10 protein-coding genes and 1 tRNA gene are annotated in these 13,391 nt (G+C 71.7%); 3 read left to right on the forward strand and 8 right to left on the reverse strand.

The genetic code is table 11. From position 1 onward, the window contains the following. Nucleotides 1-15 precede the first annotated feature (15 nt). The 8 genes from prfA to argS form a co-directional block, all read right to left on the reverse strand. Entirely contained in the window at nucleotides 16-1,098 is a 1,083-nt protein-coding gene (gene prfA / locus DEJ35_RS03935) for a peptide chain release factor 1 (protein WP_110859015.1), read from the reverse strand. 3 nt (nucleotides 1,099-1,101) lie between these two features. Further along, entirely contained in the window at nucleotides 1,102-3,435 is a 2,334-nt protein-coding gene (gene rho, locus DEJ35_RS03940; protein WP_111124232.1) for a transcription termination factor Rho, read from the reverse strand. Between the two features lie 180 nt (nucleotides 3,436-3,615). Continuing rightward, a complete protein-coding gene (thrB, locus tag DEJ35_RS03945) occupies nucleotides 3,616-4,599 on the reverse strand; it encodes a homoserine kinase (RefSeq protein ID WP_181435502.1) in 984 nt (327 codons plus the stop codon). Nucleotides 4,600-4,631: 32 nt separating this feature from the next. Continuing rightward, nucleotides 4,632-5,711 carry a threonine synthase gene (thrC, locus tag DEJ35_RS03950; RefSeq protein WP_111124231.1) on the reverse strand — a complete coding sequence of 360 codons (1,080 nt, stop codon included), beginning with the start codon at nucleotides 5,709-5,711 and terminating at the stop codon, nucleotides 4,632-4,634. An 86-nt stretch (nucleotides 5,712-5,797) separates the two neighbouring features. Next, nucleotides 5,798-7,105, reverse strand: coding sequence for a homoserine dehydrogenase (locus tag DEJ35_RS03955; RefSeq protein WP_027465790.1), 1,308 nt, complete (start codon nucleotides 7,103-7,105; stop codon nucleotides 5,798-5,800). 65 nt (nucleotides 7,106-7,170) lie between these two features. Beyond that, nucleotides 7,171-8,592, reverse strand: coding sequence for a diaminopimelate decarboxylase (gene lysA / locus DEJ35_RS03960; RefSeq protein ID WP_110859017.1), 1,422 nt, complete (start codon nucleotides 8,590-8,592; stop codon nucleotides 7,171-7,173). 58 nt (nucleotides 8,593-8,650) lie between these two features. Then, nucleotides 8,651-9,406, reverse strand: a complete 756-nt coding sequence (locus tag DEJ35_RS03965; RefSeq protein WP_111124230.1) for an LmeA family phospholipid-binding protein — start codon at nucleotides 9,404-9,406, stop codon at nucleotides 8,651-8,653. Between the two features lie 153 nt (nucleotides 9,407-9,559). Further along, nucleotides 9,560-11,230: an arginine--tRNA ligase gene (gene argS, locus DEJ35_RS03970; protein WP_110859019.1), complete on the reverse strand. Its 1,671-nt coding sequence runs from the start codon at nucleotides 11,228-11,230 to the stop codon at nucleotides 9,560-9,562. Between the two features lie 59 nt (nucleotides 11,231-11,289). Here argS and DEJ35_RS03975 point away from each other — a divergent pair, with 59 nt between their 5' ends. From DEJ35_RS03975 to DEJ35_RS03985, 3 genes are all read left to right on the forward strand, one after another. Continuing rightward, entirely contained in the window at nucleotides 11,290-11,865 is a 576-nt protein-coding gene (locus DEJ35_RS03975) for a hypothetical protein (protein ID WP_110859020.1), read from the forward strand. Nucleotides 11,866-12,012: 147 nt separating this feature from the next. Continuing rightward, a tRNA-Arg gene (locus DEJ35_RS03980) sits at nucleotides 12,013-12,084 on the forward strand. Between the two features lie 223 nt (nucleotides 12,085-12,307). Continuing rightward, nucleotides 12,308-13,384, forward strand: a complete 1,077-nt coding sequence (locus DEJ35_RS03985) for a Gfo/Idh/MocA family protein (protein WP_258376403.1) — start codon at nucleotides 12,308-12,310, stop codon at nucleotides 13,382-13,384. The last annotated feature ends 7 nt before the right edge of the window (nucleotides 13,385-13,391 follow it).

A 13,391-nucleotide genomic window follows, 5' to 3' on the forward strand; every position in this document is an offset into this window, starting at 1 on the left:
AGGCTGGGTGTGCGGTTACGCGTCCTGGTCGCCGATGGCGGCCAGACGTGCCTCTTCGTCCGCCTGGATGGCGGACTGGATGACGGGCTCGAGGGCACCGTTCATCACACGGTCGAGGTCGTACGCCTTGTAGCCGGTGCGGTGGTCCGCGATCCGGTTCTCCGGGAAGTTGTACGTGCGGATGCGCTCCGAACGGTCCATCCCGCGGATCTGCGACTTTCGCGCGTCCGAAGCGATCGCGTCGAGCTCCTCCTGCTGGCGCGCGAGGATGCGTGCGCGGAGCACCCGCATGCCGGCCTCGCGGTTCTGCAGCTGCGACTTCTCGTTCTGCATCGCCACCGTGATGCCCGTGGGCAGGTGGGTGATGCGGACCGCGGAGTCCGTCGTGTTGACGGACTGTCCGCCCGGGCCGGAGGACCGGTAAACGTCGATCTTGAGGTCGTTCTGGTTGATCTGGACCTCTTCGGGCTCGTCCACCTCGGGGAACACCAGCACGCCGGTGGTCGAGGTGTGGATGCGCCCCTGCGACTCGGTCTGCGGCACACGCTGGACGCGGTGCACACCGCCCTCGTACTTCAGGTGGGCCCAGACGCCCTGGGACGGATCGGTCGTGTTCGACTTGATCGCGACCTGGACGTCCTTGTAGCCACCCAGGTCGGACTCGGTGCGCTCGAGGAGCTCCACCTTCCAGCCCTTGGTCTCCGCGTAGTGCGAGTACATGCGCAGCAGATCGGCCGCGAACAGCGCCGATTCCTCGCCGCCTTCCCCGCCCTTGATCTCCATGATCACGTCACGGCCGTCGTCGGGGTCACGCGGGATCAGCAGCCGGCGGAGACGCTCCTGGCGTTCCGACAGCTGCTCCTCGAGCCCGGGGACCTCGTCCGCGAACGCCGAGTCCTCACGCGCGAGTTCCTGGGCGGCGGCGAGGTCGTCCCCCGCCGCCTGCCAGGCCTCGTACGCGGACTTGATCTGGTTGAGCTCGGCGTACCGCCGGTTCACCTTCTTCGCCCGGGCCGCATCGGCGTGGAGCGCGGGGTCCGACAGCTGCTGCGTCAGGTCCTCGTGTTCCGCCAGCAGCCCTGCCACCGACTCGAACACGCGTTACTCCTGGTGACCGTTGTGGTGGGCGCCGGTCGTGGGGACCGACTTCTGCACCTGCACCAGGAACTCGACGTTCGACTGCGTCTCCTTGAGGTTCCGCAGCACGATCTCGAGGGCCTGCTGCGGGTCGAGCCCGGCGAGGGCCCGGCGCAGACGCCAGGTGATCTTGACCTCGTCGGCGGAGAGCAGCTGCTCCTCGCGACGGGTGCCCGAGGCGTTCACGTCGACGGCGGGGAAGATCCGCTTGTCGGCGAGGTGACGGTTCAGGCGGAGCTCCATGTTGCCGGTGCCCTTGAACTCCTCGAAGATGACCTCGTCCATCTTGGAGCCGGTCTCGACGAGCGCGGTCGCGAGGATGGTCAGCGAGCCGCCGTCCTCGATGTTGCGCGCGGCACCGAAGAAGCGCTTCGGCGGGTACAGCGCCGCCGAGTCGACGCCACCGGACAGCACGCGGCCCGACGGCGGGGTCGACAGGTTGTACGCACGGCCCAGACGGGTGATCGAGTCGAGCAGCAGCACGACGTCGTGGCCCAGCTCCACCAGGCGCTTCGCACGCTCGATGGCGAGCTCGGCGACGGTGGTGTGGTCCTCGGCGGGACGGTCGAAGGTCGAGGCGATGACCTCGCCCTTCACCGTGCGCTGCATGTCGGTGACCTCTTCGGGCCGCTCGTCGACGAGGACGACCATCAGGTGCGCCTCGGGGTTGTTCTTGGCGACGGCGTTCGCGATGGCCTGCAGCACGACTGTCTTGCCGGCCTTCGGCGGGGACACGATGAGACCGCGCTGGCCCTTGCCGATCGGCGACACGAGGTCGATGATGCGGGTCGACAGCTTGCCCGGCTCCGTCTCGAGGCGCAGGCGCTCGTTCGGGTACAGCGGGGTCAGGTCGTTGAAGTCGACGCGGGCCGCGGCCTCGTCGGCGGACTGGCCGTTGATCGACTCGACGGCGACGAGCGCGTTGTACTTCTGGCGGCTCTGCTGCTCGCCGTCACGCGGCTGCTTGATCGAACCGACGACGGCGTCGCCCTTGCGCAGGTGGTACTTCTTCACCTGGCCGAGGGAGACGTAGACGTCGCTCGGGCCCGGCAGGTAACCGGTGGTGCGGACGAACGCGTAGTTGTCGAGGACGTCGAGGATGCCCGCGATCGGGATCAGGACGTCGTCCTCGGTGACCTCGGGCTCGAAGTCGTCGTTCTGGCCGCCACGGCCGCGCTTGCGGTCGCGCTGGCGACGGCTGCGGCCGCTCTCGGCCTCGTCGGCGTGCTGTTGCTGCTGCTGCTTCTGCTGACCGCTGGTCTGCTGCTTCTGCTGACCGGCGTTCTGCTGCTGCTTCTGGTCGGCCTTGTCGTCCTGCTTGGCCTCGGCCTGCTTCGGCTGGTCGTTCTGCTTCTGGCCGCCGTTCTGCTGGCCGTTCTGCTGGCCGTTCTGCTGCTCGCCGCCGTTCTGCTTCGGCTGGTTCTGCTGGTCGGCGCCGTTCTGCTTCTGCTGGCCGGCGTTCTGGCCGCCGTTCTGGCCGCCGCTCTGCTGGTCGGCGCCGTTCTGCTGCTCGCCGTTCTCGGCGTTCTGCCCACGGCCACGACCGCGACCACGGCTGCGACGACCGCGACGCGAGCCGCCCTCGCCCTGCTCGGAGTTCTGGTCGCCCTGGTCGTTCTGGTCGCCGGACTCGTTCTGGTCCTGGTCGGCCTGGACGGCGGACGTCGGGGCCTGCTGGCCCTGCTGGCCCGCCTGGCTCGGCTGCTCGGCCTCGGCGGGCGTCGACGCCTGCTGGCCCTGCTCGGTGCCACGCTGGTCGGTGCCACGCTGCTCGGCGTTCCGCTGGCCACGGCCACGGCGCTGCGAGCCGGACTGCGCGGCCTCCTGGGCGTCCTTCTCGGCGCGGACCTGGTCGAGCCCGGCGAGGAGGTCCTCGGTGCCGGTCTGGCCGTGGTTGGTGTGCTCGGCGGCCGAGGTGGGCGCAGCGTTCACGGTGCCACCGGACGACGCGCGGCGCGAACGACGGGCACGGCTCGGGGCTGCTGACTCGGCGGGTGCCTCGGAGTCGGCGACGGGCGCCTCGGCAGCCGGCTGCGCGGGGGTCTCGGCGGGCTCCGACAGGGTCGGCTGCTCGGTGGCGGCCGGCTCGGCGGGGGTCTCGGCGACGACGGCGGCGGCCGGGGCGGCCGGCGTCTCGTCGACGGGACGCTTGTCCTCGATGGAGGCGATCAGGTCGCCCTTGCGGAGCTTGGAGAGCCCGGTGATGCCGAGCGAGGAGGCGATGCGCTGGAGCTCCGGGAGACGGAGGGCACGCAGGTCGCTGGGGATCTCCACCTGGGCGGAGTTGTTGTCGGTCAAGGTCGGTGTTTCCTTTCGAACCGCAGAACGCGGAGAGTTTCCACCGTCCCGGATGCAGGGTGAGCATCGACCGCCGTTCAGACGACGGATCGGGATTCGGTGATCAGAAAGAGATGCACACTCGCGCACCGGACCCTGCGACGTCGCAGGAGCTGTCCTGAGGACGAGCGATCCGTACGGTTACGCGGGTTCGGCTTCGAGCGCCGAGTGCGCTGCCACTGTAGCACCACCGAGATCGACGGCCAGCATGAGCGGCCGCCAGTCGGATTCGGCGTGTCGCTGCACCAGTTCGGCGGCGGTCAGGCGCTGTGCCGGGTCGCTGCCGAGGACGAGCAGGCTCGGCCCGGCACCGGAGACCACCGCGGCGAGGCCGTGCTGTCGGAGCAACCGGATCAGGGCGTCGGTCTCGGGCATGGCGCTGGCACGGTACGCCTGGTGCAGACGGTCCTCGGTCGCGGCGAGCAGCAGCTCGGGGCTCTGGATGAGCGCGGCGACGAGCAGCGCCGAGCGGGAGACGTTGAACGCGGCGTCGGCGTGCGGGACCTGCTCGGGCTGCAGGGAGCGCGCGAGCTTGGTCGAGAGCGTCGAGGTCGGCACGAACACCACCGGGGCGACACCGCGGTGCACCAGGAGCCGCTTGTAGGCCGGGCCCTCAGCGGTCATCCACGCGATCGTCAGGCCGCCGAAGAGCGCCGGCGCGACGTTGTCCGGGTGGCCCTCCATCTCGGTGGCCAGGGTCAGGAGCGTCGAGGCGTCGAGGTCGACGATGCCCTCGAGCAGCCCGCGGGCAGCCATGAGCCCCGCGACGATCGCCGCGGCGGACGAACCGAGGCCGCGGCCGTGCGGGATCGCGTTCGTGGCGTGCAGCTCGAGACCGGGCTGGTCGACACCGGCGTGCTCCAGGCCGCGACGGACCGCACGGACGACGAGGTTCGTGTCGTCCGTGGCGACCTCACCGGCACCGACGCCCTCGACCGTGACGGTCGCGCCGGGTTCGCGGCGGACGCGCACCACGACCTCGTCGTAGAGCGAGAGCGCGAGGCCGAGCGAGTCGAAGCCGGGGCCGAGGTTCGCCGACGTGGCCGGCACCCGGACGCGCACCGCCGATCCGGTCGGCAGCGCACGGACCGCCCGTCCGGCCGATACAGCGCTGCGGGCGGTCATGCCCTCACCCGGTCCGGACGAGCGGTCGGAGATCACTGCTCGCTGACCAGACCGAGCACGTCGGCGATCGACTTCGTGTCGACCGGCACGCTCGTCGGGGTGACCTCGCCGCCGTCCGGCGTGCGGAGGGCCCACTGCGGGTCCTTCAGGCCGTGGCCCGTGACCGTGATGACGACCTTCGCGCCCTTCGGCACGACGCCGGCGTCGGCACGCTCGAGCAGCCCGGCGACACCGATGGCCGACGCGGGCTCGACGAAGACGCCGACCTCGGCCGACAGGATGCGGTGTGCCGCGAGGATGGCCTCGTCGGTGATGGCACCGAAGTAGCCGTCGGTCTCCCGCTGCGCCTCGAGCGCGAACTGCCACGAGGCCGGGTTGCCGATGCGGATCGCCGACGCGATGGTGTCGGGGTGCCGGACGACCTCGCCGTGCACGATCGGGGCGGAACCGGCGGCCTGGAACCCGAACATGCGGGGCAGCTTGGTGCTGCGGCCGGCGGCGACGTCCTCGCGGTAGCCGCGCGAGTACGCGGTGTAGTTGCCCGCGTTGCCGACGGGCAGGAAGTGGAAGTCCGGTGCGTCACCGAGGACGTCGACGACCTCGAACGCGGCGGTCTTCTGCCCCTCGATGCGGTCGTTGTTGACGGAGTTGACGAGGTGCACCGGGTAGTTCGCCGCCAGGTCGCGGGCGATGTCGAGGCAGTCGTCGAAGTTGCCCTGCACCTGCAGCAGCTGGGCGTCGTGGGCGACGGCCTGGCTGAGCTTGCCCATGGCGATCTTGCCCTCGGGCACGAGCACCGCGGCGGTGATGCCGGCGTGCGTGGCGTACGCGGCGGCCGAGGCGCTGGTGTTGCCGGTCGAGGCGCAGATGACGGCCTTCGCGCCGTGCTCGACGGCCTTCGAGATCGCCATCGTCATGCCGCGGTCCTTGAACGACCCCGTCGGGTTCATGCCCTCGAACTTCACGTAGACCTCGGCGCCGGTGCGCTCGGAGAGCCGACGAGCCGGGATGAGCGGCGTGCCGCCCTCACCGAGCGTGACGATGGGCGTCGCCTCGGTCACGTCGAGTCGGTCGGCGTACTCGCGCAGGACTCCCTGCCACTGGTGGGCCATCAGGCTTCTCTCTCTGTCCGGTGGGGTGGATCTGGTGGTGGTCGGCTCGGTGAGCCTGCTGGTCGGCCTGGAGGCCCGTGGTCGCGTCAGCGACCGACGACGCGCAGGACGCTGGTGACGTCCAGGACGACGTCCTCGCCACGGAGGGCGACGACGGTGTCCGCCAGGTCGGCCTCACGCGCCAGGTGGGTGCCGATGACGAGCGTCGCGGTCCCCTCGGCTGCGCCGGTGGTGGTCTGCTCGACCGTCTCGACACTGACGCCGTGCTTCGCGAGCACGCCGGCGACGGTCGACAGCACGCCGGGGGCGTCCGTGACGTGCAGGGTGATCTGGTAGCTCGTGCGGACGGTGCCGATCGGGAACACCGGCAGCTCGGACTGCGTCGACTCGGCGACCCCCGGACCGCCGATGACGTGCCGACGGGCCGCGGAGACCAGGTCGCCGAGGACCGCCGAGGCCGTCTCGACGCCACCGGCACCCGCGCCGTAGAACATCAGGTCGCCGGCGGCCTCGGCCTCGACGAACACGGCGTTCTTCGCACCGTGCACGCTCGCGAGCGGGTGCGACTCGGGCACGAGGGCCGGGTAGACGCGGGCGCTGACGCCCTCGCGGCCGTCCTCGTCGGTCAGACGCTCCGCGGTCGCCAGGATCTTCACGACGTAGCCGGCCTTGCGGGCGGCGCGGACCTGGTCGATCGTGACGTGGGTGATGCCCTCGCGGTGCACGGCGGCGAGCGGCACCGAGGTGTGGAACGCCAGCGAGGCCAGGATCGCGGCCTTCTGCGCGGCGTCGTAGCCCTCGACGTCTGCGGTCGGGTCGGCCTCGGCGTACCCGAGCTCCGTCGCGGTGGCCAGGGCGTCCTCGAACGTGGATCCCTTGCGGTCCATCAGGTCGAGGATGAAGTTCGTGGTGCCGTTGACGATGCCCATGATCCGGACGATGCGGTCACCGGCGAGCGAGTCGTGCAGCGGACGGATGATCGGGATCGCCCCGGCCACGGCGGCCTCGTAGTAGAGCTGCGCGCCGACCTGCTCGGCCGCGGCGAAGAGCTCCGGGCCGTGGGTCGCGAGCAGCGCCTTGTTGCCGGTGACGACGTCCGCGCCCGACTGCAGGGCCTGGAGCACGAGGGTGCGCGCCGGCTCGATGCCGCCGATGAGCTCGACGACGATGTCCGCGCCGAGGATGAGCGATGCAGCGTCCGTGGTGAAGAGCTCCGCCGGCAGGTCGACGTCGCGCTGGGCGTCCACGTCGCGCACGGCGATCCCGACGAGCTCCAGCCCGGCACCGGCGCGCGAGGCCAGCTCGTCGCCGTGCTCGAGGAGCAGTCGCGCGACCTGGGAACCGACCGAGCCGGCCCCGAGCAGCGCGACACGGACGTTGCGGTATTCGATCATCTGGTAGCGGTTCCTGTCGGTGGGGGCGCGCCCTGCGGGGTGGGCGGACCCGGTCGGGTCGGGGGTCAGCGGCCGGTGCCGTCGGCGGGCACGGCGGTGACCCCGGTGTCACGGGCGAGGAGGTCGTCGATCGTCTCGCCCCGCACGAGGATACGGGCTGCACCGTCCGCGACGGCGACGACCGGCGGGCGGCCCACGTGGTTGTAGTTGCTCGACAGCGCCCAGCAGTAGGCACCCGTGGCCGCGACGGCCAGCAGGTCGCCGCGCTGCACGTCGCCGGGCAGGTACTCGTCGTTCACCACGACGTCGCCGCTCTCGCAGTGCTTGCCGACGACGCGGCTCAGCACCGCGGGGGCGTCGGAGGTGCGGGCGAGCCGGGCCGTGTAGTCGGCGCCGTACAGGGCGGGACGGATGTTGTCGCTCATCCCGCCGTCGACCGAGACGTACGTGCGGGTCGCGCTGCCGCCGTCGTCGGTCTCGAGCGTGACGGGCTTGATCGTGCCGACGCGGTAGAGCGTCACCCCGGGCGGGCCGATGATGTAGCGGCCCGGCTCGACGGCGATGTCCGGCACCGGGATGCCGCGCTCGGTGCAGGCCTCGCCGATGATCGTGGCCAGTGCGTCGGCGACGTCCTCGGGGGCGAAGGCCGAGTCGGCCTCGGTGTAGTCGATGCCCCAGCCGCCGCCGAGGTTGAGCTCGGGCACCGGACCGGAGGCCACGAGCGTCGCGTGCACGTCCATGAGCCGGCGTGCGGCCTCGCGGAAGCCGGCGTCGTCGAAGATCTGCGAACCGATGTGCGAGTGCAGCCCGACGAAGGCGAGCGAGGGCTCGGCGCGGACGGCTGCCGCGGCCTCGACGGCCTCGGACAGCGGGATGCCGAACTTCTGGTCCTCACGAGCGGTCGCCAGGTACTCGTGGGTGGACGCGTGCACGCCGGTGTTGATCCGGATGCGGACACGCTGCACGACCCCGGCGTCGGCAGCGGCACGGGCGACGCGCTGCACCTCTTCGTGGCTGTCGAGCACGATCGTGCCGATGCCGACCTCGACCGCGCGAGCGATCTCGGCGTCGGACTTGTCGTTGCCGTGGAAGCCGAGCCGGCCGGGGTCGATGCCGCCGGCCAGGGCGACCGCGAGCTCGCCGGCGGTGCAGACGTCGACGCGCAGGTCGGCCTCGGCCATCCACGCGACGACCTGCGTCGTCAGGAAGGCCTTGCCGGCGTAGTAGACGTGCGCGTGGCTGCCGATCCGCTCGAACGCCTCGGCGAACGCGTTCCGCACGCGGACGGCGCGCGATTGGACGTCACGCTCGTCGACGACGTACAGGGGCGTGCCGAACTGCGCGACCAGGTCGGTCGCGCTGATGCCGCCGATCGCCAGGGTGCCGTCGTCGGTCCGCGTCGCGGACGCGGGCCAGATGCGGTCCACCAGTTCGGAGGCGTCCGTCGGGAACCGCAGCCGCGGCGGTGCAAGGGGGTTCTCGCTCACGGGACCCGATCCTACCGACGCGAGCCGATCCTCCAGGCCGCGTTACGCACCCGTCCGCTCAGTCGCAGCTGCCGACGGTCCGCAGGCCGTCCTCGTTGAGCGGCAGCGCGTCCGCGGTGATCCGGACCGTGGCGTCCGACCTCGACACGTCGAGTGAGCGCACCCGCAGCGCCTCGGGCAGGAACTGCGCGGTGCAGACCTGTACCGGGACGCCGGTGACGCCCGGGATCGAGTCGACCTTGAGGCCGAGGTCGGAGTTCGTGATCCGGACGCTCTCCGGGGTGATGGTGATGCCGCGGCCGTCGTCCTGCGCGACGACGGCGCCCTTCGCCGCGTAGGTGATGTCGTAGCCGAGCACCGACGACGAGCCCGTCAGTTCGACGCCGCCGTCGACCAGGTTCAGTCGGTCGAACAGCGGGCTGTACTTCGCCAGGTCCTTGACGCTCGACGACGCCAGGGTGACCGTGCCGTCCACGTCGCGGACGTCGCCCTCGCCGTCCACGGGGACGTCCTGCGCGGTGACGTCGGCGGCGAGCGGGATGCCGTCGACCGTGAGCTTCGCCGAGGAGATCTCGACGCGGTCGAGCGTGCCGCTGATGAGCTGCGGGATGACGATGCCCTCGGCGTGGGCGTCGACCTCGCCGGTCGTGCCGTCCGGCAGCGACTGCTCGACCTGCTGGGCGATGATCCGGTCGACGACGCCGCGCAGCACGAACTCGGCGATCACGACGAGGGCGGCGAGCACGACGACGACCACGAGCAGGACGACGGGCCAGCGGCGGCGCGTGGTGGGACGTTCGGTGGCTGCGGGCATGCGTCCCACCCTGCCAGTCCGGTCTGCGGCCCAGCTGCGGCCCGGCTGCGGGCCGGCTGCGGGCCGGACGCAAAACACCGGTGTTCGCGCTCGACACCGCGGAATGCGGGTGTCCGGTGCGCGAACACCGGTGTCTTGCGGACGGGGCGACCGCTACATGCGGGACGGAGCCGACACGCCGAGCAGGCCGAGACCGTTGCGGACGACCTGCCCGGTGGCGTCGTTCAGCCACAGGCGCGTGCGGTGCAGGTCGGTCACGGGCTCGTCGCCGAGGGGCGTGACACGGCAGGAGTCGTACCAGCGGTGGTACAGGCCGGCGAGCTGCTCGATGTACCGCGCGATGCGGTGCGGCTCGCGCAGCTCGGCGGCGTGCCGGACGACCCGCGGGTACTCGGCGAGGGCCCCGAGGAGGGCGCTCTCGGACTCGTGGGTCAGCAGCGAGGCGTCGAACACCGACCGGTCGACCCCGGCCGCCGCGGCGTTCCGGGCCACCGACTGCGTGCGGGCGTGGGCGTACTGCACGTAGAAGACGGGGTTGTCGTTCGTGCGCTTGGTGAGCAGGTCGAGGTCGATGTCGATCGCGGTGTCGCTGGCGAAGCGGACCAGGGCGTACCGGCCGGCGTCGACACCGACGGCGTCGACGAGGTCCTCCATCGTGACGATGGTGCCGTTGCGCTTCGACATGCGCATCGGCTCGCCGTCCTTGAGCAGGTTGACCATCTGCCCGATCAGGATCTCGAGGTTCTTGCCCGGCTCGTCCCCGAACGCGGCGCACATCGCCATCATCCGGCCGACGTAGCCGTGGTGGTCGGCGCCGAGCATGATCAGGTTCCGCTCGAACCCGCGCTCGCGCTTGTCGAGGTAGTACGCCAGGTCGCCGGCGATGTACGCGGGCTCGCCGTCCGACTTGATGACGACGCGGTCGCGGTCGTCGCCGAAGTCGGTCGTGCGGAGCCACTCGGCACCCTCGGCCTCGTACATCACGCCGGCCGACCGCAGGCGGGCGATGGCACGCTCGACGGCCTTCGACTCGTGCAGCGCGTTCTCGTGGAAGTAGACGTCGAAGTCGACGCCGAAGTCGTGCAGCGACGACTTGATGTCGGCGAACATGAAGTCGACGCCCTCGCGACGGAAGAGCTCCTGCGCCTCGTCGCGCGGCAGGTCGCGGACGTCGACGCCCGGCTCGAGGGTCGCGATGACCCGTGCCGCGATCTCGGCGATGTAGGCGCCGCCGTAGCCGTCCTCGGGCGTGGGCTCACCGAGTGCGCTGGCCACGAGGGAGCGGGCGAACCGGTCGATCTGCGCGCCGTGGTCGTTGAAGTAGTACTCGCGGGTGACGAGTCCGCCCTGCGCCTGGAACACGCGCGCCAGGCTGTCGCCGACCGCGGCCCAGCGGACGCCGCCCATGTGGATCGGGCCGGTGGGGTTGGCGGAGACGAACTCCAGGTTGATCCGGACGCCGTCGTACAGGTCGCCGGTGCCGAAGGACTCGCCGCCGTCCACGATGGTCCGGGCGATCTCACCCGCGGCAGCCGCCTCGAGCGTGATGTTGATGAAGCCGGGGCCGGCGACGTCGACCGAGTCCACGCCGTCGAGCTCGGTCAGCTCGCCGGCGATCTCGGTCGCGAGCTCGCGCGGGTTCGTGCCGAGCCGCTTCGCGAGCTGCATGGCGGCGTTCGAGGCCCAGTCGCCGTGGGCGCGGTTCTTCGGACGCTCGAGCACCACGTGGGACTCCTCGATCGTCACGGTCTCGGACGCGCCTCGGCGCTCGACGATCCCGGTCAGGATCGACAGGTACGCGGCGGAGAGTTCGGCAGGAGTCACGAGGATCGATCCTACCGGGACGCCCAGGTCCGCACCGATCGATGCAGCATCATGTCGGGATGACCCCCCGCAGCCGTGCCCGGGCGCTCACCGTCGCCACCCTCACCACCGCAGCAGCCCTCGTGCTCGCCGGGTGCTCGGGCGGCGGGGACAGCACCCCGTCGGCCACTGCGACCCCGGCGGGCAAGCCGGTGTCGCAGACCTGCGCGGAGCTCCTGCCCGCGAGCGCACTGTCGGTGTACGGGCAGACCTTCGAGCTCGACGACTCCTTCACCCCGGCGAAGGGTTCCCCCGCCGCGACCATCGCGAAGCAGCAGGGTCGCGTGTGCCGGTTCGTCAGCACCGACGCGGACGCCACGGCGATCACGCTCGCGGTCGCCGACCTGCCTGAGAAGTCGCTCACCAACCTGAAGGACGCCCTGTACGAGCGGGGCGGGTCCGTCCCCACCTACCGGGTGGAGGGGTACTTCGCCCTGAGCGGCGACGTCGGCCGCGCGGACGCCTTCGCCGACCCGTACTGGATCACCGCGCAGTCGACCTTGTTCACCGAGCCGGGTGGGGCGCAGCCCGTCGTCGACGCGGTGCGGGCCGCGCTGCAGCCGTCCGCGTCGGCGACGGCCACGCCCGCGGGCTGACGCGGCACTGCGGCCGCGCACCGTGCGGCCTGGAGGCCCGGGGCGGGCCCGCACCGCGCCTCCCGGGCACCCGTCGTGACGTCCACGGCGCGACACGCGCTGTCCAGGAGCACCCGCCGGACCTGCTACGGTTGTTGACACCCCTTGGCCCCCATAGCTCAGGGGATAGAGCACTGCCCTCCGGAGGCAGGGGCGGAGGTTCGAATCCTCCTGGGGGCACTGGAAATCGCCGGCCAAGGTGACGTCTCCGCTCCGCGGAGTCGGCACCGGCCGATGTCGCCTGCGGCGGCCTTCCCCCGTTGAGACTCCTCCGGGTGCGTCGCCGGCCTCGTGGCTGGGTGCTCCTCGACGGTGAGCAGCAGGACGAACCCCGTGCTCCTCGACCGTGAGCAGCAGGACGAACTGCGCGGCGCGCAGCGGGTCCGCCCGGTAGCGTTCGGGCATGACGATGACGTTCCCGGAGCCCGGAGTCCACGCACTGCGGGGCGGACCCGTGCTCCGGTGGGGTGTGATCGGCCCCGGGGAGATCGCGAACGACTTCACGACGACGCTGCACGCGAACTCCGACCAGCGCGTCGTCGCCGTGGGCTCCCGCTCCCCCGAGCGTGCTGCGGCCTTCGCCGCCCGCCACGGCGTGCCCGGCGTGCACGGGTCGTACGAGGCCCTCGTGGCGGACCCCGCCGTCGACGTGGTCTACGTCGCCTCGCCGCACCCGCAGCACCTCGGGCACGCACTGCTCGCGATCGCCGCCGGCAAGCACGTGCTCGTCGAGAAGCCGATGACGACCTCGGCGGCGGACACCCGCACCCTCGCCGACGCCGCACGGGCCGCGGGCGTCCTCGCGATGGAGGCGATGTGGACCCGGTACCTGCCGGGCACCACCGTCGTCGCCCGTCTGCTCGCGGACGGGGTCCTGGGCGACGTCCGGCTCGCGACGGTCGACGTCGGGTGGCCGCACGACCCGGACCCGGCCGACCGGATGTTCGACCCCGCCGCCGGTGGGGGTGCGCTCCTCGACGCCGGTGTGTACGGGCACTGGTTCGCACGGTTCGCCACCGGCGCCGCGGTGACCAGCAGCACGACGGGGGCGGTCTCGGATCGCGGGGTGGACCTCCAGTCCGTCACCGTGTCGACGGCGGAGGGTGGCGCGCAGTCGGTGGTGACCACGTCGATGACGGCGTGGACGCCGGGGCTGGCGGTGATCGCCGGGAGCCGGGCCACGGTCCGGTACACCGACCACTTCGTGTTCCCGGCGTCGTTCGCGGTGCACCACGGGGGCGGGGAGGACCACTGGGAGGAGCCGACGGGGCTGCGTGGTCGGCAGGGACTCGTGTGGCAGGCGGCGGCGCTCGCGCAGTACGTGGCGGACGGCCGCACGGAGTCCCCGGTGCACACGCTGGACGACTCCGTCGGGATCGCGGCGGCGCTCGACGCGGCACGTGCGGCACTCGACCCGACCGGTGCGGCACCGTCCGTTGCGGCACCGTCCGTTCCCGAGCAGGACACCTCAACCCTCTAGGATCACG

It is taken from the genome of Curtobacterium sp. MCPF17_051, assembly GCF_003234595.1.
GTDB lineage: Bacteria > Actinomycetota > Actinomycetes > Actinomycetales > Microbacteriaceae > Curtobacterium > Curtobacterium flaccumfaciens.